This is a genomic window from Nitratifractor salsuginis DSM 16511, assembly GCF_000186245.1.
GTDB lineage: Bacteria > Campylobacterota > Campylobacteria > Campylobacterales > Sulfurovaceae > Nitratifractor > Nitratifractor salsuginis.
This window is the reverse complement of record NC_014935.1, coordinates 827,616-849,437: the sequence shown is the minus strand read 5'-3', so window position 1 is coordinate 849,437 and position 21,822 is coordinate 827,616. Positions and strand designations below refer to the sequence as shown.

The 21,822-nt window shown below is 53.5% G+C and carries 27 protein-coding genes; 3 read left to right on the top strand and 24 right to left on the bottom strand.

Features of this window, described 5'->3' with window-relative positions; all coding sequences use genetic code 11:
- Positions 1–21 precede the first annotated feature (21 nt).
- The 18 genes from dksA to NITSA_RS04215 form a co-directional block, all read right to left on the bottom strand.
- On the bottom strand, positions 22–375 hold the full coding sequence (dksA, locus tag NITSA_RS04300) for an RNA polymerase-binding protein DksA (protein WP_013553800.1): 354 nt from the start codon (positions 373–375) through the stop codon (positions 22–24).
- Positions 376–389: 14 nt separating this feature from the next.
- Positions 390–851: a 23S rRNA (pseudouridine(1915)-N(3))-methyltransferase RlmH gene (locus NITSA_RS04295; protein WP_013553799.1), complete on the bottom strand. Its 462-nt coding sequence runs from the start codon at positions 849–851 to the stop codon at positions 390–392.
- Positions 852–965: 114 nt separating this feature from the next.
- Positions 966–2,258: an ATP-dependent DNA helicase gene (locus NITSA_RS04290; protein WP_013553798.1), complete on the bottom strand. Its 1,293-nt coding sequence runs from the start codon at positions 2,256–2,258 to the stop codon at positions 966–968.
- Between the two features lie 13 nt (positions 2,259–2,271).
- Positions 2,272–2,649 (bottom strand): HepT-like ribonuclease domain-containing protein, encoded by a 378-nt coding sequence (locus NITSA_RS04285; RefSeq protein ID WP_013553797.1) that lies wholly within the window; start codon positions 2,647–2,649, stop codon positions 2,272–2,274.
- The gene (locus NITSA_RS04280; protein WP_013553796.1) at positions 2,642–2,935 is read right to left on the bottom strand and encodes a nucleotidyltransferase family protein; all 294 of its coding nucleotides are present in this window, start codon (positions 2,933–2,935) and stop codon (positions 2,642–2,644) included. Before NITSA_RS04280 ends, NITSA_RS04285 begins: the two co-directional genes overlap by 8 nt.
- Before the next feature lie 549 nt (positions 2,936–3,484).
- Complete coding sequence (locus NITSA_RS04275) at positions 3,485–4,093, bottom strand: hypothetical protein (protein ID WP_148224936.1); 609 nt, start codon at positions 4,091–4,093, stop codon at positions 3,485–3,487.
- A 132-nt stretch (positions 4,094–4,225) separates the two neighbouring features.
- On the bottom strand, positions 4,226–4,654 hold the full coding sequence (gene tnpA / locus NITSA_RS04270) for an IS200/IS605 family transposase (RefSeq protein WP_013553795.1): 429 nt from the start codon (positions 4,652–4,654) through the stop codon (positions 4,226–4,228).
- A 234-nt stretch (positions 4,655–4,888) separates the two neighbouring features.
- Positions 4,889–5,707 (bottom strand): agmatine deiminase family protein, encoded by an 819-nt coding sequence (locus NITSA_RS04265; protein WP_013553793.1) that lies wholly within the window; start codon positions 5,705–5,707, stop codon positions 4,889–4,891.
- Positions 5,700–5,894, bottom strand: a complete 195-nt coding sequence (locus NITSA_RS04260) for a sigma factor-like helix-turn-helix DNA-binding protein (RefSeq protein WP_042203713.1) — start codon at positions 5,892–5,894, stop codon at positions 5,700–5,702. The genes NITSA_RS04265 and NITSA_RS04260 overlap by 8 nt, the downstream gene beginning before the upstream one ends.
- 84 nt (positions 5,895–5,978) lie before the next feature.
- Positions 5,979–7,247: a PcfJ domain-containing protein gene (locus tag NITSA_RS04255; protein WP_042203711.1), complete on the bottom strand. Its 1,269-nt coding sequence runs from the start codon at positions 7,245–7,247 to the stop codon at positions 5,979–5,981.
- Positions 7,248–7,371: 124 nt separating this feature from the next.
- Complete coding sequence (locus NITSA_RS04250) at positions 7,372–8,004, bottom strand: hypothetical protein (protein ID WP_013553791.1); 633 nt, start codon at positions 8,002–8,004, stop codon at positions 7,372–7,374.
- 135 nt (positions 8,005–8,139) lie between these two features.
- Positions 8,140–9,003 carry a rhodanese-like domain-containing protein gene (locus NITSA_RS04245; protein ID WP_013553790.1) on the bottom strand — a complete coding sequence of 288 codons (864 nt, stop codon included), beginning with the start codon at positions 9,001–9,003 and terminating at the stop codon, positions 8,140–8,142.
- A 45-nt stretch (positions 9,004–9,048) separates the two neighbouring features.
- Positions 9,049–10,110 (bottom strand): BatD family protein, encoded by a 1,062-nt coding sequence (locus NITSA_RS04240; RefSeq protein ID WP_013553789.1) that lies wholly within the window; start codon positions 10,108–10,110, stop codon positions 9,049–9,051.
- Positions 10,094–10,891, bottom strand: coding sequence for a tetratricopeptide repeat protein (locus NITSA_RS04235; protein ID WP_013553788.1), 798 nt, complete (start codon positions 10,889–10,891; stop codon positions 10,094–10,096). Before NITSA_RS04235 ends, NITSA_RS04240 begins: the two co-directional genes overlap by 17 nt.
- Positions 10,888–12,570: a vWA domain-containing protein gene (locus NITSA_RS04230; RefSeq protein WP_013553787.1), complete on the bottom strand. Its 1,683-nt coding sequence runs from the start codon at positions 12,568–12,570 to the stop codon at positions 10,888–10,890. The genes NITSA_RS04235 and NITSA_RS04230 overlap by 4 nt, the downstream gene beginning before the upstream one ends.
- A gap of 1 nt (position 12,571) precedes the next feature.
- Positions 12,572–13,405, bottom strand: a complete 834-nt coding sequence (locus NITSA_RS04225; RefSeq protein WP_013553786.1) for a DUF58 domain-containing protein — start codon at positions 13,403–13,405, stop codon at positions 12,572–12,574.
- On the bottom strand, positions 13,405–14,343 hold the full coding sequence (locus tag NITSA_RS04220; protein ID WP_013553785.1) for an AAA family ATPase: 939 nt from the start codon (positions 14,341–14,343) through the stop codon (positions 13,405–13,407). Before NITSA_RS04220 ends, NITSA_RS04225 begins: the two co-directional genes overlap by 1 nt.
- 105 nt (positions 14,344–14,448) lie before the next feature.
- Complete coding sequence (locus tag NITSA_RS04215; protein WP_013553784.1) at positions 14,449–15,213, bottom strand: TIGR02757 family protein; 765 nt, start codon at positions 15,211–15,213, stop codon at positions 14,449–14,451.
- Positions 15,214–15,341: 128 nt separating this feature from the next.
- On the opposite strand from NITSA_RS04215, the gene NITSA_RS04210 reads away from it, so the two are divergent.
- Together NITSA_RS04210 and NITSA_RS04205 are read left to right on the top strand one after the other, a co-directional pair.
- A complete protein-coding gene (locus NITSA_RS04210) occupies positions 15,342–15,836 on the top strand; it encodes a hypothetical protein (protein WP_013553783.1) in 495 nt (164 codons plus the stop codon).
- A gap of 34 nt (positions 15,837–15,870) precedes the next feature.
- Complete coding sequence (locus NITSA_RS04205) at positions 15,871–16,416, top strand: archaemetzincin family Zn-dependent metalloprotease (RefSeq protein WP_013553782.1); 546 nt, start codon at positions 15,871–15,873, stop codon at positions 16,414–16,416.
- 196 nt (positions 16,417–16,612) lie between these two features.
- Here NITSA_RS04205 and NITSA_RS04200 read toward each other — a convergent pair whose 3' ends face one another.
- The 4 genes from NITSA_RS04200 to NITSA_RS04185 are packed head-to-tail and all read right to left on the bottom strand — an operon-like array spanning position 16,613 to position 18,557.
- Positions 16,613–17,281: a Crp/Fnr family transcriptional regulator gene (locus tag NITSA_RS04200; RefSeq protein WP_013553781.1), complete on the bottom strand. Its 669-nt coding sequence runs from the start codon at positions 17,279–17,281 to the stop codon at positions 16,613–16,615.
- Positions 17,282–17,339: 58 nt separating this feature from the next.
- The gene (gene arsC, locus NITSA_RS04195) at positions 17,340–17,690 is read right to left on the bottom strand and encodes an arsenate reductase (glutaredoxin) (RefSeq protein WP_013553780.1); all 351 of its coding nucleotides are present in this window, start codon (positions 17,688–17,690) and stop codon (positions 17,340–17,342) included.
- Positions 17,691–17,712: 22 nt separating this feature from the next.
- Positions 17,713–17,940: a hypothetical protein gene (locus tag NITSA_RS04190; RefSeq protein WP_013553779.1), complete on the bottom strand. Its 228-nt coding sequence runs from the start codon at positions 17,938–17,940 to the stop codon at positions 17,713–17,715.
- Positions 17,937–18,557, bottom strand: a complete 621-nt coding sequence (locus NITSA_RS04185; RefSeq protein WP_245526314.1) for a tetratricopeptide repeat protein — start codon at positions 18,555–18,557, stop codon at positions 17,937–17,939. Before NITSA_RS04185 ends, NITSA_RS04190 begins: the two co-directional genes overlap by 4 nt.
- 97 nt (positions 18,558–18,654) lie before the next feature.
- Here NITSA_RS04185 and msrB point away from each other — a divergent pair, with 97 nt between their 5' ends.
- A complete protein-coding gene (msrB, locus tag NITSA_RS04180; protein ID WP_013553777.1) occupies positions 18,655–19,056 on the top strand; it encodes a peptide-methionine (R)-S-oxide reductase MsrB in 402 nt (133 codons plus the stop codon).
- Between the two features lie 31 nt (positions 19,057–19,087).
- On the opposite strand, the gene NITSA_RS04175 is transcribed toward msrB, so the two are convergent.
- A complete protein-coding gene (locus NITSA_RS04175) occupies positions 19,088–20,554 on the bottom strand; it encodes a GNAT family N-acetyltransferase (RefSeq protein ID WP_013553776.1) in 1,467 nt (488 codons plus the stop codon).
- A gap of 2 nt (positions 20,555–20,556) precedes the next feature.
- A complete protein-coding gene (locus tag NITSA_RS04170; RefSeq protein ID WP_013553775.1) occupies positions 20,557–21,771 on the bottom strand; it encodes an amidohydrolase in 1,215 nt (404 codons plus the stop codon).
- Between the last annotated feature and the right edge of the window lie 51 nt (positions 21,772–21,822).

Below are 21,822 nucleotides of genomic sequence, written 5' to 3'. Positions count from 1 at the left end.
CTCAATTAGGGTTGTCGGGGCTTAATGCTCCCGTTCGACGATTTCGCGGCAGGCGATACAGTAACGCGCGAAGTTTTTGACTTTGAGCCGCTCGATACCGATGGGCTCTTCGCACATTTCGCAAATTCCGTAGGTTCCGGCTTTTATTTTACCCAAAGCGATCTCGATCTCATTGAGCTCCGCACGTTGTTGCTGGATAATACGTTCATCGATATCCGCCTCGACGGCGAGTGCGGCATAATCCCCCTCGTCCTTGGGCTCCTGATTCTGCATCAGGGTCATCTTGTTCTTGGCCTCGTCGAGGTTTTTGAGGATCTGTTCTTTTCGCGCGTTCAACTCTCGCTCGAACTCTTTCATCTCTTCGGGTGTCAGCATACTTGCTCCTGCGTTTATTTGTGGTAGGGATGGTGATGAATAATCGACAGACCCCGAAAGATCTGTTCCATCAAAACCACTTTCACCAACTTGTGTGAAAGCGTAATTCTACCAAAGGAGACGGATTTATCACTTGTGTGAACAAAGGAGCGCTCAAAGCCGTAAGCACCGCCGATATAGAAGTTGACCACTTGCCGATCCTTAAGCAGTTCCGCGAAAGCTTCGCTGGTGACTTCCCTCCCCTCGGGATCGAGCACGATATCGTAGCCGCTGCCCCGAAACCGCTCCAGCGCCTGGGTATAACTCTTCTGCGCCTGTGCCGGCCCCTGGTCCTGGGCCCGGGCGATCTCTTTGCCAAAAATCTCGTGCACCTCCACCTGGGCCCAGGGACGGCAGAGCTTGCGGTAGTGCTCCACCAAAGGCTCATAGAGCTCTTTTTTCCCTTTCTTATCAACGATATAAATATTTATCTTCACGCAGGCTTCCCTTTAGAATTTGAAATATCAATCTTGCCCTTCATCAAAAACAAAAGCGTTGCGAAGCAACGCATACCCCAACTCCTCACTTCTCACTCCTAATTCCTCACTATTTTATAGTCCGTCGTAAAACTCATTTACCCGCTCATCCACCCGGATCACCCGTTCAAGATAACGGCTGAAATCCCCCCGGTTGAAGTCGATCTTGAGCCCTTTGGGGTCGGTAGCCCGTGAGATAGCCACATAGAATTGGCTGGGGGCGAAGAGCGTGTCGACATTGCAGACCAGACGGTCGATGCTCATCCCCTGGGATTTATGGATGGTGACGGCATAGGCCGGTTTGAGGGGAAACTGCTTCAGCGTTGCCAGAGGGCGCAGCTCCACTCCGCCGTTTTCCCCGATCTGGGGCTCTCCCAAGACAAACTCGTGGGGCTCGACCCGCACGAATTCGTCCCCTTTGTCCACCACCAGGAAATCCTCTTCCACGCTGTGGAGGATCCCCCGCTCTCCGTTGACATAGCGCCCCCACTTGTTGACGGTGAAGAGCACGGGCGCCCCTACCTTGAGCCGCAGCTGCTCCTGCACCGGCAGCATCTTCTGCCAACTCTCCAGCCGTTTAGGGTTCAACTGCTTCTCCTTCTCCAGCTCGGCAAAGAAGAGATACTCTTCCCCCTCCAGACGGTCGAGGGACTCTTTGTTCATCCGCTCCACCTCCTGGTTGCGCCCGAAGAGCCAGGTGGGCTCCTCCTGGTAGACCGAATCGTTGTTGCAAAGCGCCAGGAGGTAATCCACCACTTCCCGGTCCCGCTCCCCGCGGCGGATCCTGGAAAGGATCCGCGTAAATTCACTATCTCGGGTACGGTGCATCGTCCTCAGCTCCACCGCCTTGGGGGCGAAGGCTTCCCACGCCCCGCTCTCGAAAGCATAGAGCGCTTCACCGAACAGCGAAGAGGAAGGCGAACGCTCCCGCCGCACCACCGGCGGCAGTTGGTAGAAATCCCCGACAAACATCACCCGACCGCCGTAGCCCAGGCTCTCGAGACGGTAACGGATCATCTCCAGGGTCTCTACCCCGATCATACTCACCTCATCGATGACAATGAGCTCCGTAGCCGCCAGCAGGCGTTTGAGGTCCGTCAGGCGCTTTTTGTTGCGGCGGTCGTGCTCTTTGAGCTCTTCGAAACTGTTGCAGATCCCCAGGACGAAAAAGCTGTGAAGCGTCACGCCCCCGATATTGACGGCGCTCACCCCGGTAGAACCCAGCGCCACGACCCCCCGCTCCGCTTCCCGATAGACTTCGATGATCCGGTTGGTCATCCAGCTCTTACCGGTCCCCGCCGCTCCGGTCAGAAAGAGATTGTCCTTTTCGAGGATCTCCAGCAGATCCTCCACACTCGGGTCGCCCACCGCCGCTCCTGCTCTATAGATTTTTCAAATCGTTTTCGATCGTTTTGATCGTCCTATGCAAATCATCCAATTCGCGATCACAGACATTGAAAATCGCCTCAGCGTTTATATCAAAGTAATGGTGAGACAGCACATCTCTCATCCCCTTGATCGCTTTCCAGTCGATCGTATCGTAGCGGCCAAGCAATTCCCCATCCGTCAACTTATCGATTTTTTTGAGGCTTTCACCAATCGCGATAAACAGCATACAGAGACTGTCGAGTTTTTCCTGCCCCTCGGGAGTCTCGATAAAATCATCCACACACTTGACGGGTTCAAACCTGTATTTAATCGTCGCTATAGCTGAATCGATCTGTGAGAGGATCTCCCTGAGCAAAGCGGTTTTAGGCACTGATCGCCTCTTCCTCGATATGCTTTTTGAGAAATCGGTTCATCTTCCGACGGACTTGGATCACATCGGTCGGTATTCCGAGAAGTTCCTCGAGATCCAGACGAATACGCGAAAGAAGAAAAAGGTCGGGACGTTCCAATTTCAAGAAAACATCCACATCACTTTCCTCATCGGCATCCCCTCGGGCATAAGAGCCGAAAACCCCTATTTCAATGATCCCATAGCGGCTTCCATACCGTTTTTTGTAATCTCTAAGCACTGACAGTATCTGATCGCGATCCAACATCGACTCTTCTTATGCCTTTTTTATAATCATAACATAAGCATCGCCGGTATCTTCGGTCTTTTCGACTCATCTCCCCTCTCTTGCGCATCTTCACCTCCAAGAATTCAGGAGCTTCTCGATAATCGACCGCTACCGTCTCTTCCCGATAGAACCGTGCCTCCAGCATTTCAAGATGTTCCAAACCTTAGGATTATGCAGGGCGAAGTCTCCATCTCCCTCCGCGCCGGTCACACAGATAGCCCATCCATAGCCCCTTCACTCCCATCTCCAGCAAAACTTTACTGAGTGGCACGACGATTTGCATCCAATGCTCTCACTATTACAGCAATATAACGAATATCTCATTGACAAGGGTTGGCTTATGGGAATATCCATAAAAAGATTTTTTGAGTATGTGCAGTTTGTCTTTACAGAAGTGGGGCGACAGTCTCTACTTCTGTAGTATTTAAAAGTCATTGTGCGACAGTTTTATGTAGTCAAAATCCTGAGCAATGCCCATCCAATTATTTGAAAACACTGGCATAATGAAAAACCAAAAATTGTAAAAATTCAATTTCTATATTCACTTATTTTAAAATATTTTGAATAATTTTCTATGAAATTATTGTATTTATCTTTTACATCTTCAATAGTAGTTCCTGATTTGTCATCTTTATTATCTATTATATTTTTCAAATACATTAGTTCTGATTTCATCTGAATTCTGTTTTTTTCTTGATTATTCAAGCTGGAGTAGTTATTACTTTTGCAATACAAATCCTCTCTTACAAACCTGTAAGGCACTTTTGAAAACAAATCTACGATCTCATCAGATACATTTTTGTTTCCCAAGCCAACCCGTTTCGAAAAACATACATCCATATAATTTTTTGGTTTTTCCGGCTTTTCTGTAATTTTTATATTCCCAATGATACTATCATTAAAGATTTCATTACATATCAAATTTCTAACAAAGGTTTGACCAATAATTAGGGACTTTTTATTTTTGTATTCATTCAAAATAACACTTTTTAGCAATATCCCACCATAAAACTTTTTACTTTCATCCCCAAATGTTAAATCTACACCACCTCTCCCAACTTCATGAAAATATAACTTGCCACAAGATAGTTGCTTGCTTGATTTATGGGCATAAGGATCATCATGTAGATTATCCAAAAAGATATAATATTCTATTTCTAAAAATTCAATAATTTTATCATTTATCTGTGAATGTCTCCACCGGCTAATAGCCGGTGGCTTCAGATTACGGCTGAAAGCCGGTCATTCAGCCTGAAGGCCGTCGGTTGATCAGACAACTCGGAACTCATCATCAAGCTCTGGTGGTTGTTGGTTCTTGATATATTCCATCCAGACTTCATCGGTCACATTTCCACTCGTTGCAACCCAGTATCCTCTCGCCCACAAATGCTGCCCCCAATACCGCTTCTTCAGCATCCGAAATTCACTCATCAATTTATGCGAACTCTTCCCTTTCAAATATTGCACTGCCTTTGATACGGACATATTTGGCGGTATCCCTATCAACAAATGTACATGATCCCGATTGATGGATCCTGCATAAATCACCATCTCCCGACTCATCGCAATCTCACGTAACAAATCTCGGCATCGGTACCCCACATCCCCTTTTAAGACGGGATAACGGTATTTTGTCGTCCACACGAGATGGTATTTACAGTCCCATACTGTATGCCCACCATTTCTATACTCTTGCATCTTTCAAGCATACCATATCCCGGCCGCCTAAAGGCGTGGGGTTTACGGATCCCCGATGGGGGACTCTAAACAGTACTCATTCATAAACTTTTTAGAAAAATCTCTTAGGTACATAAAACATTCGATGATCGTCTTCTCTCTTTTCCCATTCCCTTTGTTTATGATCTTAAGAATATTTTCTTGTAATTCTTTCAGTATCCCATCCGAGCAAGTGGTCATATTTAATCCTTTTATCTATTTTTTTGTCCAGCTGACACAATTCAGTGCACCGCCATCCTCTACAATTTCTGAAGCCAACACAGGCTCTACAACTTTACCGAAACAACCTTCCATACATTCGAAGACCGCCTCTTCATAATGACTGCCCGTATGAGGGACATAGATTACATCCTCCCACATCAGATAGTTGATCGCAGGAAGCCAATCCGTTCCGGAATTCTCATAATATCTCGGATCGACTGAAAGATGAAGGACCTCGAAACCATATCTCTCCACTATCTCTGCGATATTCTCGCCGAGTTTTTCGTTGAAGGCAAAATCTCCCAATAGGATATGACGATCATCAATTATTCGGCACATCCCGTCGGCATGTCCGGTCATATCCATCTCCCTGGACTCTGCAGGGATGACAATCAATCGTTCCAGTTCAAGCTTTTCGATCAGCTCCCTCTCTACCTTTCGTCGGTTCCAGGTCGGATTCTCTTCATAGACCCGTTCCGAAACGATCGCCGTTGCATTATGAAGCAGGAGATTCCCGCCGTCAAGATTAAGTTCGGAATGAACAGGCTGCATATCCAAATAAGGGAGAAACTCTTCCGGCAAACTTCGAAATCTGTCATCCTTCAAATAGGACGGATCGTAACGAAACTGCACGGCTTTGCCTCCAGTGCCATATACCGGCATATAATCACGGCACCAGATGTCTCTGGTGCCCTCGAGCAATGTATAATCAGCTCCTTGACAGCGTAACGCCTCCTGCATCCTCCGAAAAAATGGAGCATATTTATCCTCCTCTTCAAGCCAAGAAGAAAAACAGAGTGTCGAATCACTCATCCAGATACTCCCTAAGTTTTTTTGAGATCAAAGGGGCACGCAGCTTGCGAATGGCTTGCAGCTCGATCTGCCTGACACGCTCACGCGATAATCCCAGGATCGTAGCGATCTCTTCCAAACTCATTTCACTGTAGCCTTGATACCGGACGGGATTCTCTTTGGGATTTTTAAACTGCGCTCTCTGCATTTTTTCCTCCTCGATATTTGGATATGAGCGGATTCTTGCGAAATAAAGATTAAAATTTCCTTTAATTAAATTTATAAATTTATATTAATTTAAGTAATTCTCTATTACCTTTTTTATTTCGAAAGGAACCCTGCTGTTGCGCAAGCCTGAAAACTGAACGATCTTTCCCTCCGCAAGCTCCAGAGCATAACGGAGCTCATCGTTTTCAAACACTCCCAAAATCACTGATTTACCGGAGGCCACCTCCAGGATGTAACTCACCAGGCAATTTTCCAGCCAGGCACCCCATCGAGCCAGCTCTTCACCGCTTTTTGGCAAACGGAGTTGAAAATCACCGATGTTTTTCTCCAGACGAAGAACCTCGGGAGCGTACTCAAAAGAGATCGCCCACTCTTTTTTGCGCTGAAATGCTCCCGATATACGGACCAACTCATTATGGAGCTTTTCGATACAGGCTGCAGGGCGACGAAAATCCCTGTGCATTCTTTGATTACGGCCCATCACTCTCAACAGACGATGGATATCCCGGATATAACGATTGTCGAGATGTCCACCTTCTACACTTAGCCAGAATCGGGCGGAACCTCTCTCTCCATAAAGATCCAGGATTTTCTCGGTCAATTCTTCCGCCTCGTCGAATAAGAGATCGTCAAAAAGCCTCGATTTGACTCTGGTATCCATACCGATAAGCTTTTTGAGATGATTCGGATCCTTGATATGCCGGCAAAAAATCCAGTCGGGGCGGGGATCATAACTCTTTTGCCTGATCGAATTTTCATAACTTTGAAAAAGTACCCGCCGTATGCTTTTTTCTTTTCTTCCGGCGGTTATTTGTTCCAACGCGGCCACTATGCCTCGTTCAAAACTCGATGCATCCAGGATCTCCTGCCAGTTTCGCCAATAAAACAGCTCCAACTCTCTGATCTTCGGTAACCGGAGAAAGAACTTCGCCATCTCTATACGCGAACGGGTGTCGCCCCTCTTCCATTCCTGTCGATTGACAAGCCAGTGCAGAGCTTCTCCCGGATCAGTTTCGACACTCTCCACCAGAAGCTTTTCCATCTCAAGAACGATTGTGGGCCCCACAGGGTTGGAAATGCCTTTTTTGCCAATGATCTGACGGTTGAGAATATGTCTGGTCGGCTCGATGATCTGCGTGAAAGAACCTTCGCGTTTCAAGAGCAGCTGTGCGATCGCTTTCTCCTTCGGCACTATTTTCTCTTCGTCGATCTCCGGCAGAGTCACCATAGCAGCCACACTCCACCCATTCTCATCGACCGATGTTTTATAATGCCACGTGAAAGGCCGCCAATAGCGGATCGTTTCATCTTTCAAAAAATCTTCGGCATCCATAAAACCGTCTTCGCCGCATTTGGGACATTGGAAGTGATGGGGTATGTCACCATCCCCTGGCAGACGTGCAATATGACCGCAACAACATTGAAAATAGACTTCCCTTTTGTGCCTCAACAGCCAACTATTCACAACAACCCCCTGCTCTTTTTGCCAACAGAGAGCAGACGATCATTTCGGGAGAAGCCGGGCCGTTCGGCTCAAAAAGGCGTTCCATAGAATCAAACCGTATATACCGGGTTGGCAGCCTAAACTCTCTGCAATATTCTTCAATAAATTCTTTGGATCGTTTGTAGAATTTCAATGAGGGTAAGTGAGCTTTGGGAACTCTGAAAAGGATCTCAGGTCTGATCTGCTCCAATGTCGAGAGCGTATAGACAGGACCGGTTACCCGATGCCTATCGACCGACCGGACAAGTTCCAAAGTACTCCTGCGTCCGAATCGTGAATCGTATTCGATAGCCGATCCATAGAGGGCAATCCTACGATTCATCAAACCGTAGACTTTTATAATCAAGAGATCTTCGTCGTGATCATTTCGATAATATATTCGAACACCGCTGCGGTAGATTTGAATAAGTTGGGGATCGTTGCAAAAGGCCTCTAATGAAATCGCAGCTTCAAGGATTGCCGGTCTGAAAAGTTCGATTTCTATTTCCGCCAGTTCAAAAAGCTCCTCGTCTCTACGAATCAGGAAGTTTCTGAATAATGTCAGAGCCAGATCATCCGTACTTTTTAGTATTGAATTTCTTGTCACAAACAACTCCTCTCAAAAAAGGAGCATTGTGACGACTTTCCGAAAATCCCGCCACCATAGCACCGGATTCGGTGTCACTCTTCATAATTCGGGGCTTCTTATTTATCCTCCTTCAAAAAACTCCTCTCTCGACCGTCAATGGGGCGTCACGGTACACTTTTCGCCTTCGCATACCACATCCGCATCGATGACGAAGACCCGTTTTTGCAACTCCTCCGGCAGGGAGAACCAGGCATCGGCGGAGATGGAGCCGTGCTTGCAGGTAAAAAGAATCGGGCCTTTCTTGGGCAAGGCGCTGACATTGAGCTCCATTTTTTCCTCGTCGAAAGGGAAATTGAGCGCCCCGGGGAGATGGCCTCTGGCGTAGGCGGAGGGTTGACGCACATCCACCACCTTCAAGCCTTTTGGGAACCTCCCTTTTTCGAGCAAAGGGGCGATCCAGCGTGCATCCAGCCGGGTCTCATCTTCGGGATCGGGATAGAGCTTTACTCCCTCAACGTAAACCGGAGCTTTGGAGGGCCGATACCCTTGCGAAGGACAGGGCCTGGGAGCGGCCATAATCGGCAGATTGTGCCGTTTCCATTCGGGATACCCCCCACGGTAGACCAAGACATTACTGTAGCCTGCCTTGACGAGACGTTGCGCCACCTTCTTCGCCAAGCCGCACTTGGGTCCGTCACAGAAGACCAGCAAAGGGGCGTCACGTCGTATGGGGAGCCATTTGCTCATACGTTTGAAGCGCCGAAGCGGCACATTGAGCGCACGGGGGATGGTCCCTTTTTGATAGCGCGGAAAAGCCCGGGCATCGATGAAGAGGGCCGAGTGGGTATCGTAGCGCCGTTTTACCTCTTTGAGATCGACGTTTCGCCAGGTATGTAACGCCTCTTTGTGAGCCTCCAGAGCCTTACGCACCCCGCCGGAGTGGATTGAGGGCGAGCCGGCGATAAGCCCTCCGGCCAATCCGAATAGGATCAGAAAAACAAAACTTTTCACACGCATCCATCTCCCTTCACGATCTTCACTCATTCACATTGAGTGAAGATTCTACACCGATTCTCCCCGCTTACTCCTGAGCCTCCTCAAAAGCCTTTGGACCTCCTGGTAATCGATCGCCTCCTTCTCCCCCCGATAGAGCCGGGCTTCCAGCTTTTCCAAAAGTTCTCTGGCCTTGGGATCGTCACTGTAGGGGAGCAGCTGACGGTAGAGCTCCCTGTCACTCATCCACGGGCGAAGTCTCACTCCTCCGATTCGGTCGCGTAGATAACCCATCCATAGCCCCATCACCGCCGCACCCAGCAACACTCCGCCAAGCAGCAAGGCGATTCGCAGCCAAAGCTCCCGCCGGGCGGCGGGGTTTCCCACCTCGATCGTAAGCGATGGGCTCTGAAGCGTCTCGGGAATGCCTGTATTGGTGTTGAAATAGAGCAGGCGCACCGGCGGCACGTGAATTTCGTGATCGGCGATCACCGTAAAACGCTGGGTGAAGGTCTTTTGATACCCCTCCTTTGTCGGACGGGTTGCCAATTTCGGGGCCGAAGGGTAAACGGTAGCTCCGGGGATACGGAGAGAAAAGGGGTTGAGGTACTCCAGATTCCCTTCCCCGCTGATGACGAGTTCCAGATGGACCGGTTCATAGGCCTGAGTTGCGTTACGGTCGCTCGTCAGTTGCAGGTGCAGGTCCCCCACCGGGTTGAGCCCGCCGGGGACTTCCCGCACCGTCAATTTCAGCGGCTTCGTTTTGTAGCTATGGACGGTATAGAGATAGGTTTTGGGATCCTGCCAAGTCAGCTCCGCTTTGAAAGGAGGAAGACTCAGGCTCCCGAGACGCAGCGGGGTCAACAGGTAGCGGTATTCCCGCCTGATCTCCCCTCCTTCGATCCGGGGCTTTTTTTCATCGAGTTTGCGGATCTCGAAGGCTTCGCTGTGGGGCGCAACGATCCGCACCCGATCAACCCGGGTATCGGGGGTAATACCCAGGCGAAGGGTCACCACGGCAGGCTCCCCCAGGTAGAGGGTGTTTTTGGAGAGCCTCAGATCCATCCCCACCGCCCCCCAGAGCAGCCAGGGGAGGCAAAGCAGCAGCCAGACTCTATCGATCATTTTCATCACGCTTCTCCTTGGGCGGGCTCAGGGGAATCAGCAGCGAGCGGAAGGATTTTTGCTTCAGCTTGCGCTCATAGTATTGACGTTCCAGGCCCTCCGCCTGCCCCCGTGAACTTCCGATGGCCGTACGCTTGGCTTCGGCCCCGAGCTCTTCGGCGGACGCATCGTTTTTGGGAGCGTGGGCCGTGGCGATATTGGCCTGTTTGAGCAGCAGATCGCCGAACCTGGCTTCGTAGAGGGTCTGATTGCTCTCGAAGTCATCTGCGAAACTCTTGCCCTGATAGAACCCGCGGCGCACTCCATAGGGGAGGCGCTCCAGTTTGCAAAGCTTTTTCTGCCCTTTTTGTTTCATCAGCAGGGCATCTTCCAGGGCCTGCTGCCGGAGGCGGGCTTTGATCTTTGTGAGATTGTAGCGCAGCTCGGGATCGGCAGGCAGGAATTTGGCGGCAGCCTCATAGTAGATCCGTGCCCTGGGATAGTCGCCAAGACGTACATAGCAGTTGGCCATATTGTAGAGCCGAAACCCCTGAAGCGAAGGCTCCAAAATCCGGCGGTAGAGGGCCAGGGCCGCTCTGTACTTTCCCAGACGGTAGAGGAGATTGGCTTCGTTGTAACGGAGGCGGTCGTTTTGGGGCTTGATCTGCCGATAAATTTGCAGCGCCCGGGTGAAGTCCCCCTCCTTGGCGGCCCTTTGCGCCTGCCAGAGCCGGTAGCCTTCCAAGGCAGAAGCGGCGTAGAGAGCCGTCTGCAGAGCCAAAAGCAAGACAATCCCGATCCGCCTCATCGCCTCCTCCTCATCCAGACTCCCCAGGGGAAAAAGAGCAGCGCCAGCGCCAGCAAAATCGGCCATCGCGGCGGGGCCTGTTCCGTGTTCAGAGCCGTCACGGACTTTTGAGCTCTGCCGTAGCGATGGATGATCTCCTTTGCCAGGCGCTCCATATCCCCGTCATCCAGGGAAGCGGGAAGATAGATACCCCCCGACTCCTGGGCCAAACGGCGCAGATCGGGGCTGAGGCGGCTGACGATCACATCGCCCCGCTCATTGCGCAGCAGGCCCTTTCCTTCGGGAATGGTCGCGCCCTTGGGGGTCGCCACGGCATAGAGAAAGAGATCGAGCCGGCGGTTCCCAGCCCCCTCTGCCAAGAGTGCGGGATCTTCGATCCCCTCTCCCGTGGCGAAGACGAGCAGCGGCAGTGTGGCGTTGCCCTCCCGAAAGCGAGCCGCCGAGCGGATTAGGGCGTTCCAGTCACTCCCGCGGCGGTCGATCCCTTCTAGCTTCAGGTGATCCAGCATCGTCTCCAAAGCTTCGTGATCCTTCGTAGGAGGAGCCAACAGATAGCTTCGGCCGCAAAAGAGCAGCAGCCCTACCCGCAGGCGGTTCGAAGCCCCGATCAGAGTGCGGATCTTGTGCAGGGCGAAGTGGAAACGGTCAGGGTAGAGGTCCCGGGCATCCATCGCCCTGGAGCACTCCAGCGCCACCAGCAGAGGCACTCCGCGACGATCCTCCGACGCTCCCGCACCAACGCGGGGAGCCAGTAGCGCCCAGAGGAGCAAAGCCGAAGCCAAAAGAGCCGTCAGGGCCCCAAGCTTTTGCCTCCGCCGCAGCCAGGTAAGCCAGAGCAGCAAACCCAGCGCCGGCCAGAGCAGCCAGGGGGCATAGTGGCGGGTATGGGTAACTTGACCCGTTTTGATCCGGGTACGCTCCAGAGTATCAATCCGGCGATAGATATTGGCCAGAGCCTCGGGATAGCGGGCATCGTAGAAGCGTCCCCCGGTAGAGCGGGCGATCTTCTCGAGCACCCCCCGGCGAAAATCATCCCCCACCCCGACGGTATAGACCCGGATATGGGCCCGTTTCAGCTCCCGGATCGCCGCCTCCAGCGGGATGTTGCCCACGGTGTCGATCCCGTCAGTGAGCAGGATCATCACCCGGTTGGATCTTCCTTCCTCTTTTTTGAAGAGGCGCGCCCCTAAAAAAAGCGCTTCATAAAGGGCCGTATCCCTTCCTCCCACGACCCCGGGCTCCAGAGCGGCGAGAATGGTTTTGAGCCCTTTTTTCTCGTAGCTCATCGGAGCGGCCAGATAGGCGTAGTCGGCGAAGACCTCCAGGGCGATCCGGTCCTTTGGACGACGGTCGATAAAATCGAGCAGCACCTTCCTGGCAATGTCGAAGCGCCCTCCCTCCCGCATACTGTAGCTGGCATCGAGCAGCAGCGCCACGGCGTGCCCCCTGGCTTGGTGCAGGGTTTCACTTTTGCGGGTAACGGGGTCCGCCAGGGCCAGCACCAGCAAGACGACGATCAGCCGGCGCAGCCAACGCTCCCAGCGCGGGGTATTCCCCAGGGCCCGCTCCGCCAGGGGGAGATTGGAGAGTCGCAGCGGCTCCGAGGCGGGCCGGCAGTAGCGCTCACAGACCCAGTAAAGCGGGATCAAAAGCAAAAACCAGGGTGCGGCGAAGCTCATCTTAGGGCCTCCTCAGGTACTGGGCCAGGCGGGCAATGGGTTCTTGAGAAGTGCCAAACTTTTCCCAGCCGATCCCGTGCCGGCGAAAATGCTCGAACAGGGCCGCATCCTGTTCCCGGACCAGTCGGCGGTAGTGCTCTCGGGCCGCTGGGTCGATCACCGCCTCCTTCCGGCGCAAGCTCCCCGTATCTTCGAGCAGGAAACTTCCGCCCGGCAACTCCTCGTCCAGGCGGTCTCTCAGGATCAGAGCGTGGATCTCGTGCCGTGACGCCAGGGCGGAGAGGTCCAGAGGCTTCATAAAATCCCCCAGCAAAAAGAGCACCGAACGGCGGCGCAATCTTGGCCCGAGCTCCCGCAGTAGCTGTTCACTGTCTGCCGGTTCTCCCTTCGCTTCCAGGGCCGTAGCCAGGGCGTGGTTACGCTCCGCCAGATCCCCCTGCCGCCTGCCGGGAGGATAGTAGGCGCACTCATCGGCGCCAAGGAACCAGGTACTCACCCGCTCCCCGCTCCGCGCCGCCGCGTAGCTCAGGGCTGTCAGCAGTTCCACTGCCAAATCCTTCTTGCTTACCGGCGCTCCGATGGCAAGGCTCCCGCTGTTGAGATAGACCAGCCCCACGGAGATTTGGCGGCTTTCGTTGTAGCGGTTGACCAGGGGCTTGCGGATGCGGGCCATACTCTTCCAATTGAGATGGCGGATATCGTCATCGAGGGTATACTCCCGCAGTTCCCGGAAATCGAGCCCCTCACCCGCCAGGCGGCTGGGCTGCTCCCCCGGACGGGCCAGCAGCAGATGGCGCCGGGTGCGCAGCAGGATCTCTCGGAGTTGGGCAGCCATCAGGGGGCGGGGATCGTCTCCAGGATTTTGCGGATCACGTCGTCGCTCTCCAGGGGCACCGATGCGGCGGCATAGCTCAGCAAAATCCGATGCCGCAGCACCGGATAAGCCATCGCCGCCACATCCGAAGGGGTCACATAGTCGCGGCCCCGTAGCCAGGCCCGGGCGCGGGAAGCTTTGTAGAGGTCGATGCTCCCCCGCGGGCTGGCGCCAAAATCGATATAGGGTGCCAAATCCTCCAGCCCGAAGGCTCCAGGGTCCCGGGTCGCCTGAATGAGGGTGAGCATATAGCATTTGATCTCCTCATCGACGTGGACGCTTTTGGGCTCATCTTTGAGCCGCGTGAACGCTTCGGGATCGAGCACCTGCTCCACCGGCCCAAAGGAGCCGTCCGCCGCGCGCTCCATAATCCGCAGCTCCTCGTCGAAATCGTTATACCCGACTTTCACCTTCATCATAAAACGGTCCAGCGCCGCTTCGGGTAACTCGTAGGTCCCCTCCTGCTCCACGGGATTGGCCGTAGCCAGGACCATAAAGGGCTCGGGCAGCGCGAAACTCTCCTCCCCGATGGTCACCTGCCGCTCCGCCATCGCCTCCAGCAGCGCCGACTGTACCTTCGGGCCCGCCCGGTTGATCTCGTCGGCAAGAAGCAGATGAGTAAAGATGGGGCCGTGCTTGACGCGAAAGTCGTTGCTTTTGAGGTCGAGAATTTCATTGCCGATGATATCCCCGGGGAGAAGATCGGGGGTAAATTGCACCCGCTTGAAACTGAAACCGAGGCTATCGGCCAGGGCTTTGACCGCCGTGGTCTTCGCCACCCCAGGCACCCCCTCCACGAGAATATGCCCCCCGCTGAACAGAGCAACGATCATACTCTCGATCAACTCTTCGTGCCCGATGACGACTTTGTGGATCTCCCTTTTGAGCTTTTCTATCATAAATTATGCCTATAGATTAACTTTTATCTCTATTATAGCGAAGCCTGTCAAACCCAAACGAGTCCAAAAACTTTCTAAGAATTTTTCTCCAGTCATTCTCAATTCTCAATTCTCAATTCTGAATTTCCCCTCCTGCCCGATCCTATAAAGGGCAAAATCATACTTCACCGGATCGGCAGGGTCGAATCCGCGCAGAGTCTCAGTAAGCTCCAGTGCCGCTTTCATATCGTAGCTCTTGCGCTTCAGGAGCCCCAATCTGAGGGAGACGGTGTGGGTATGGGTATCAAGCGGGATGATCAGATCCGCCGGATCGATGCCGCTCCAGAGCCCCATATCCAGAGCGTCCCGCCGAACTATCCAGCGAAAATACATCATATAGCGCTTGAAAGGGGCGCAGCGCTCCGGGTCTTTGGGCACTCTTCCGATCAGGAAGCGGTATCCCCTGCTCTGATGCCCGCTGAGCCGCTCCAGCTCCCCGATCAGTTCCCAGAGCCCGTCACGGATCTCCCCCCGGCGTTCATAACCCCGACGAACGATCTCTTCGATGCTCCGCTCCCGTCCCAGCCGCCGCAGCGCGATAAAGAGCGCCGTCAAATCCACACTGTTCTGAAAACGGTAATACATCCCCGAGAGCTCTCTGCGGATGGTCTCCTCATCAGCATCGAGGAGCGAAAAGTCGAGGCTTTCGAGAAAACGCACGATCAACCCGGCATTTCCGTAACCGAAAAGGGCACAGACTAGAGCAATCCGCTCATCCCGGTATCGGGAAGCCACCAAAAGCGGATCGGGCCGCTCATAGCTCAGCTCCCCGACACGGTTGCGCGCCTCTACTTCAGCCTCCAGGAGGGCTTTCAACTTCTTTTTATCCATAAATCATCGCTCCAATCGAGTCAAAAGGGTATTTTTCCCAAAGGATGCGGAATTTTGCAACCCACGTCGCACAAAACACCGGCTAAAGATGTTATCGTTACACAAAATACCATCAAAGGAGTGTCACCTTGACCGAAAGCCTCAACCAAACCGAAGCAGGAATCAACAAATTCATCAAAGCCCTGGACAAAACCGAAAAGAAGATCGCCAAGATCGAAGAGAAGCTCCAAAGCACTCGGAGCGAACTGGAGAAGCTGGAGACCAAGATCCTCGATCTCTCTTCCCAGATGCATGAGATCGAGCGAAAGATCCACGAAAAGCTCAACAAGATCAAGAAGACCAACAAGAAGCTCCTCACTGTCGAGACCGAGCGGCAGGTGGAGATGATCGACCGCGATCTGCGCCGGCTCAACAAAGAGGTGGACAAACTCGACAAAAAGTATGCCAAACTCAAAGAGGAGTATGACGAACTGATCCGCCGGGAAGAGAAGCTCCTGGAGAAAGAGATGAAACTCGAAGAGGAGAAGGCCAAGCTCTACCATGAGCGCGAACTGCTTATGAAACACGCCGAGCAGGTCATGGGCCGCCTCTCGAATAAGATCAGCCGCATCCGCAACGCCTGATCTTCCTTCCAAGTTCCACAAGAGGTAGAACAAGATGTGCCGGATTGGTCTGGTCCTCTATCGCTCAGAGCCGCCTTTTTGGCTCGACTTTTTGAGCGAAAAGCTCGAAGAGATTTTTACTCTACCCGTCATACTCTCTGATCCATCCCGACCCATTCCCGATTTTGCTTACAATCCCCAACATCGGCAATACCTCGCCTCGGCTCTGATGAGCGATCTATGCCGAGTCCCCAGGGAACGGGGAGATATCCTCCTGGGGATCACAGACGAAGACCTCTACGAAGAGGGGCTCAATTTCGTCTTCGGTCTGGCTACGCCGGTCTATCGCTGTGCCCTGGTCGCCACCCCACGCCTGCACAATACCTTCTACGGCCTCGCCGAGGACGAAGAGCTCTTTCTCAGACGCCTCCTCACCGAAGCGGTCCACGAGCTGGGACACACTCTGGGGCTGGAGCACTGCCCCAACCCCCATTGCGTCATGCATTTCTCCAACACCCTCGCCGATACCGACCGCAAAGGGTATCGCTTCTGCCCGCGCTGCCGAGCCAAAGTCGATGCGGTGCTGAAGGGGTGCCGTTGAATTTGGATAGAAGAAGGTATCTCTCCTCAGATTCGGGGCCCCATATCTTCGTGTAAGGCTGTCTCCAAAGGCCAAAATTGAAGATATGGCTGAAGGGATAAAATATCAGGTTTCTTGTTATGACCGAGCATTAGAAGTATCAAAAAAAAACCGTAAGAGCAATGAAAAAATTTGCTTCACGAAACCTATAGAGAAGCTAGAGAATATTGTCCAATTTCTCCTGGAGCTTCTCCATATCTTTGAGGGCGATCTTCCGCCGGCCGGCTTCGATGACCCCTTCGTTCTTGAGCTGTTTGATGTGGCGGTCCACCACATGGCGGACGGTGCCGATAAGCTTGGCAATCTCGGCGTGGGAGAGATTCTCCAGGAGATTCTGTCCCGTACGCTCGCTGCGTTCCAGATTCTGGATGATGAGCTTGATGAGGCGTTCTTTGGTATCCAGCAGCGTCAGGTCCGCCGCCAACTCCTCCACATGTCGGATCTGCGCCGCGACATACTTGAGCACGATCTCCCCGAAGACCGGATAGCGGTACATCCACTCTCTGACTTTGCCGATCGGCACCCGCAGCGCCTCCCCCGGCTCCAGGACCTCGGTCATAACTTCGTGGGGCTGATCGTCCAGCAGCGTCACCGTATCAAACATATCTCCCCGCCCCAGCAGATAGAGGGTCTGCTCCTTACCGTTGCTGAGATTCATCTCGAAGACTTTGAGCTTACCGCTGAAAAAGAAGAAAAAATACTCCAAAGTGATATCGAAGCCGAAAGGATCATCCCGTTTGCCGAAGGTGACGAGTTTCCCCACCTCTTCGATCTCCCGGCGCAAAGAGTCGCCGATCTTGCTGAATCTTTCCAGATGAAATTGCACCGGGAACACTCCTATAGTTAAATTAGACTAAATTGATTTGTATTATGACGAAAAAACATTACAAAAGGGTATCAATGAGGGTTTCGGGCCGGGCGACCACAGCCTTTTCTCCTCGGATGACAACCGGGCGTTCAATGAGTTTCGGATGCTCTGCCATCGCTTCGATGAGCCGCTCCTCATCCTCCACATCCTTCAGGCCCAGCTCCCGGTAGATCTTCTCCTTGGTCCGCATCAGCTCTCTGGGCTTCATTCCCAGTTTGCGCAGCAGCTCTTTGATCTCTTCTGCGGTGGGGGGTTCGTCGAGATAGCGGCGTACCTCGTATTCGACCCCTTTTTCATCCAGGTATTTGATCCCGTTTCGGGATTTGCTGCAACGGGGATTGTGCCAGACAACGATCTTTTCACTCACGGATAATCCTTTGACGATTTAATTAAAAGAGACTCGGGCTCTCGGGCTCTTCGACCACTTCGCAGAGCTCATCGAGCTGCTCGGCCATCCGTTCCGCACAACGGCTGCAGAGATAACGATAATGCTGCATATCGTAAAAAAGCGGTTCGTTTTCACTGAACTCTTTGTAACACTCGGCGCAGTAGCGGCTGACGTTTTGCAGAATCTGCGGGGTCGCTTCCTGACGGACAAAACAGTTTAGACTGGTCATCGACTCAACTCCTCGATCATTTTTTTAGCCTCTTTGAGATCCGAGTCCAGTTCCAGAGCTTTGCGGTACTCGGCCAGGGCTTCCTCCCTGCGTCCCAGATCATAAAGGGTATTGGCATAGTTATAGTGGTGGGGTGCGTAGTCTGGGTCGAGGCGGAGCGCTTCGTGGTGCTCCCGAAGTGCCGCTTCCTCCTCTCCCAGCTTATGCAGGGCATTGGCCAGCGATCCGTGGGCCAGGTCGTCATTGGGATCGAGCTCCAAAAGTTTTTCATAAGTCTTCCGGGCATCGCTGTAGTCGTTCATATTCATATAGACCACCCCGAGCCGTCGCAGGATCTCGGGATTGTTCTCGTCGAGGATCAACGCGCTCTGCAATGCCTTTTTCGCTTCGAGATTATCCCCTTTTTCCAGAGATTCGTCGGCGATGGAGAGGAGCTCTTCGATGCGGCCGGGCTTTTCCGTGGAACGGGAGAAGGTCTTGTCGGGACGGTTGATCCCCCCGATGCGCTCTTCGGGCACCTTCGCCTCGTAGTCCACTCCCCGGCGGGGGTAGTCGCCCGAGAAGAGCTGGCGGAAAAAGAGATAGAAGATCCCTCCGGCGGCAATCAAAAGTATCAATTGGAACAGTGTCACATCGGCCCCCTCTAAATTTGGCGTATGGTATGATAATCGGACTTAATTAATCTACCATATTTTTTTCCAGGAGCCTTTCCTTATGTCCCTCTGCAAGATCGATCCCGAAGCGTTGAAAAAGAAGCTGACCCCCTTCGAATACCACGTCTGCTGCGAACAGGGCACCGAACCCCCCTTCCGAAACGCCTACTGGGACAACAAAGCCGAGGGCCTCTACCGCTGCAAATGCTGCGAAGCCCCCCTTTTCTCCAGCGAAGACAAATTCGATTCGGGCACCGGCTGGCCCAGTTTCACCCGGCCCGTGGACAAGCGCGCCGTCTCCCTCCACCGCGACAGCAGCCACGGTATGGAGCGCGTGGAAGTCCGCTGCGCCGACTGCGGCTGCCATCTGGGGCACCTCTTCCCCGACGGCCCCGCCCCGACGGGTGAGCGCTACTGCATCAACAGTGCCAGCCTGGATTTCGAGCCGGCTGCCCAAGCGTAGTGAATCATTTATCACCGCACTTCGAAAAAATTTAGGCCACAGAGTCCCCAGAGGCTTCCTCATTCAGCTCTTCCAGAATGATCCGGTGCAGCTCGTGGCAAAAATCGGAGTGGCAGACGATTTCCCGTGTCTCGATCTGATCGCTGTTGGGCAGCTGCAGCCGCAGGTAATCCTCTTGGCCCCTCCGGTAAAAGAGCACCCCGCTGAAGACAAACCCCTCCTCCCTCAATAGCCCGATCACCTCATCGATCCGATGGCACTGCATCAGATTGATATCGGCATAGATCATATCCACATGCTTTTTGTAGAGCCGATGCAGGTTCTGATGGATCCCGTGATGGAACGCTTCGCCTACGTTATCGATGACGATCGTGCCGCTCTGGGTATAGGGGCTGAGCTCATACCCGATCCGATTCTCTCCAACTTCAGGGCTCGATATCGTTTGACGGATCTCCAATCCCACATTGGCATAGATACGCCGGATCAACGCTTCATAATGGCTGGGCAGACGGATCGCTCGTTCCTGAACTCCGTTGAGGATCTTGTAACCCACCAGGACTGCCGCGCGCTTGTCGGTCTGGACGGCGTTGGGATCGGTGAGTGACACACTGTTGGGGACGATGCCCAGCAGCAGGGCGCTCTCGCCGAAACCGTGGCGGAGATTGGCCCGCTGGCTGAAGGGGTGCATCATCAGCGCTTCGCCGAAAATGGCATCGAGCTTCATCTCTTTCGCTTTCTGCTGGACACGGTCGAGCATCGCGTTCATGATCCCCATACCTTTGTAATCGGGATCCACCACCGCCACGCCGATCTCGGCGATGTTGGCATCCGTGACTTTGACCAGGGCGAAATGGCCGACGATCTTTCCCTCCCGGGTCTCCGCCACGATGGAAGCGATCTCCCCCTTCTCGTTGCGTTCCCGGATCTTCTTTGGATAGTAAAAAAGGGATTTGTAATAGCTATAGGTGTAATTGTTGTAAATAAGCCGGCTGATCGCCTCCTCGTCCCCCTCTCTGAAATCCCGCACCTGGATGGAGGCGGGTTTGAGGGAAGCGGGCGACTCATCCGCCAGGTCGGAGTAGGGCCGATAGTCGACTCCTTCAAAATTGAGAGGATGGGATTTGAAAATGGTAAAGGATTTCCCCTTTTGGCCCAGATTGGAAAAGCGCAGTTCGTCCACATAGCTTTCGATCCGTTTGAGCCCCCCTTCCCGCTCCGAAGCCATATAGCGATCGAAGTCGAAGGGAAGCCCCATATCGTGCACGCTGATCTGGATGCCGTGGGGTTTGAGCTGGATGTCCAGATCGATCGGCCCCTGCATTCCCCTGGGGTAGGCGTGGTGGATGGCGTTATCGACGAGTTCCCGCGCCGCCTGGACGATGTCGGCGATGTCGTTCTCTTCGATCTCGGCCAGACGGGCGGCCTCTTCAATCATCTTCTCGGCCAAAGGGGTGTAGCGGGGATCGTTGGGGATCGTCAGGGTGATATTGTGCTCCATTTTCACTCCTGATCCTCTTTCGCTTTCCGGTTCAACTCCTCCAGCGCTTTCACCGCACTCAGAGAGAGGATCTTCATCCCGATCGCCAGCGCGTCGTCATCCACGTCGAAACGGGTATTGTGCTGGGGCACGCAGGTGCCTTTCTCTTCGTTGCAGACCCCCAGACGGAAAAAGGCCCCGGGGATTATCTGCAGATAGCGGGAGAAATCTTCGCCCCCCATCACGGGATCCACCAGATCCACGAGCCCCTCTTTGCCCACGACCTCTTCCGCCGCCTCTTTGACGATATCGACCATGTGGTCGTTGTTGGTCAGTTCCGGCGGGCCGAACTCGTAGCGGAAATGGTATTTGGCATCCATAGCGGCGCAGATCCCCTTGATGGTCGTCTCCATCATCTCCGGGATCTTTTTGCGGACCGAGGCGTTGACCGTGCGCACGGTGCCGGCGACGGTGACGAAGTCGCAGATGATGTTGGGAGCATTGCCCCCTTCGATCTTGCCCATAGAGATGACAGCGGGATGAATCGGGTCGATCCGGCGGCTAACGATATGGTTGAGAGAGTTGATGACCATCGCCGCCACCAAAACCGCGTCGATCCCTTCGTGGGGCCGGGCGCCGTGGGCGGTCTTGCCGTAGATGTCGAAACTGAAAGTATCGGCGGAGGCCATCATCACCCCGTATTTGTAGCCGATCTGGCCTGTATGGAGGTAGGGGTAGACATGCAATCCGAAGATGGCGGAGACCCCCTCCAGCGCCCCGTCGGCGATCATCTGCTCACTCCCCCCTTCGAGCACTTCCTCCGAGGGTTGAAAGATGATCCGCACATTGCCCGGCAGCTTCTCTTTGAGACGGTTGAGGGCCAGGGCCACCCCCAATGCGATGGATGTATGGGCGTCGTGACCGCAGGCATGCATGATCCCCTTTTTCTTCGAGGCGTAGGATTTGTCACTGTTCTCGGGCATCGGCAGGGCATCCATATCCCCCCGGATCGCCACGGTAGGCAGCGAGGGGTCTTTGATGATGTCGGCCACGAGCCCGTAGTGCCCCTCAAAGGTTTTAAAAGGGATCCCTTCGGCTTCGAGAATGGAGCGGATCAGCAGATTGGTCTCCTTCTCCTCTCCCGAAAGTTCTGGGTTTTGATGGATCTCGTGACGTATCTGCACCACCCGTTCATCGATGGCGTCGATCTCCTTTTTGATCGCTTCATGGAGGTTCATTGCTCACTCCTTTGCATCGCTGGAATTTTTAATGATAGCACAATGACGAGT